The sequence below is a fragment of the Nguyenibacter vanlangensis genome (assembly GCF_013376155.1).
GTDB lineage: Bacteria > Pseudomonadota > Alphaproteobacteria > Acetobacterales > Acetobacteraceae > Gluconacetobacter > Gluconacetobacter vanlangensis.
This window is the reverse complement of record NZ_JABXXP010001063.1, coordinates 1-756: the sequence shown is the minus strand read 5'-3', so window position 1 is coordinate 756 and position 756 is coordinate 1. Positions and strand designations below refer to the sequence as shown.

The 756-nt window shown below is 66.7% G+C and carries 1 protein-coding gene; it reads left to right on the top strand.

The features are described from left to right. The coding region (locus HUK84_RS21230) for a hypothetical protein (protein ID WP_218064285.1) at window positions 1–397 on the top strand (397 nt) is incomplete at its 5' end. Between the last annotated feature and the right edge of the window lie 359 nt (window positions 398–756).

The following is a 756-nucleotide window of genomic DNA, read 5'->3' as shown; positions in this document are numbered from 1 at the left end:
GGGACGGCTCGACGCGATCTCCGGCCGGGCGATCGACCGGATTGCCGATTGTTTCGTGCGCATGGACGCAACCCCGCTCGACCGTGTCAGCCGTGCCTATCCGTTCGCCTATGATCTCAATGCCCTGGGCGAGGTGGGGGAGGCCGGAAAACTGTTCGAACCGCGGGCGGCATATGGCGGCGCGTCGGCGTTCTCGTGGCTTGTCGAACAGTTTTCATCGGACGGCCAGGGCGAAGGCAGCCGGATCCTGATGCTGGGCAACGCGCTGATCGGATTGGGATTGCGCCTGCGTGGCGTGAAAAACGACTCCACCGCGATGTTCGATCGCTTCGCGGAGCGGGTCGGATGGACGTCCGGCAGCGTCGAAGCCGATCGCCCCGTTGCGCGCACGGCGTGATATTGCCGAAGCGCATGAAGCGGTCCCATCCTGAAGACCAATGGTGGCCGCTTTCAAGTTGGACGGTCCGGCTCGGTTGTTTCTCCTTGGTCGGGCGGCCATAAAAGCGACCGAGGAGGCCTGTGCGGGCTGTTGACTGGCTTCATCGAGCGCCGGAGGCGTTCGACGAAGCCATTGTCCATTCACCGCTCCGGCCGTTTCGATGCGACCGGCGCCCAGCAACGCGCTCAAGACCGGCGGGGACCCGGACGCGCTGGCCTGGCCGTACTGGGTGGCCGGGGCCGGATTGGCGCCGGCGCTGCTGCCGGCCATTCATCTGCCCGGCACGGCGCTGGGGCCGAAGGGCTTGCGGTCGGCCT